The sequence below is a fragment of the Enterobacter sp. CM29 genome (assembly GCF_013179605.1).
Taxonomy (GTDB): Bacteria; Pseudomonadota; Gammaproteobacteria; order Enterobacterales; family Enterobacteriaceae; genus Enterobacter; species Enterobacter intestinihominis.
In genome coordinates, this window is sequence record NZ_JABMCU010000391.1 from 1 (window position 1) to 646 (window position 646).

Below are 646 nucleotides of genomic sequence, written 5' to 3' on the forward strand. Positions count from 1 at the left end.
AGTCCCTCTCTTTTCTGCTATTCTGCCCCCCGCAATTAAGGGGGCAGCATGCTTAACATCGTCTTATTCGAACCAGAAATCCCACCCAATACCGGCAATATCATCCGCCTGTGCGCCAACACCGGTTTTCGTCTGCACATCATTGAGCCGATGGGCTTTACGTGGGACGACAAACGTCTGCGCCGCGCGGGGCTGGACTACCATGAGTTTACTGCCGTCGTTCGTCATCACGATTACGCCGCGTTTCTGGACGCAGAGAAGCCGCAGCGCATGTTCGCCCTGACCACCAAAGGCACGCCAGCGCACAGTGCCGTAAGCTATCAGGACGGGGATTATCTGATGTTTGGTCCGGAAACCCGCGGCCTGCCGGCCACCATTCTGGATGCCCTGCCCGCTGAGCAAAAAATTCGTATTCCGATGATGCCGGACAGCCGCAGCATGAACCTGTCGAATGCGGTGTCGGTGGTGGTGTATGAGGCGTGGCGCCAGCTGGGTTATCCCGGCGCGATACTGCGTAGCTAAAACAGTTCGGGTGGCTTGCGCCACCCGATTGTCTTTTTAGTCTGCTACTGCGATACGTTTCATATCGGTCATGTAGCCACGCAGTTTCTGGCCCACTTTCTCGATTTCGTGGCTGCGAATCGCT

At 56.5% G+C, this 646-nt stretch carries 2 protein-coding genes; one reads left to right on the forward strand and one right to left on the reverse strand.

The genetic code is table 11. The features are described from left to right. Positions 1 to 48 precede the first annotated feature (48 nt). On the forward strand, positions 49 to 522 hold the full coding sequence (gene trmL / locus HP459_RS23245; protein WP_022649772.1) for a tRNA (uridine(34)/cytosine(34)/5-carboxymethylaminomethyluridine(34)-2'-O)-methyltransferase TrmL: 474 nt from the start codon (positions 49 to 51) through the stop codon (positions 520 to 522). A 36-nt stretch (positions 523 to 558) separates the two neighbouring features. Here trmL and HP459_RS23665 read toward each other — a convergent pair. Continuing rightward, on the reverse strand, positions 559 to 646 hold an 88-nt coding region (locus tag HP459_RS23665), incomplete at its 5' end, for a hypothetical protein (RefSeq protein WP_253939690.1).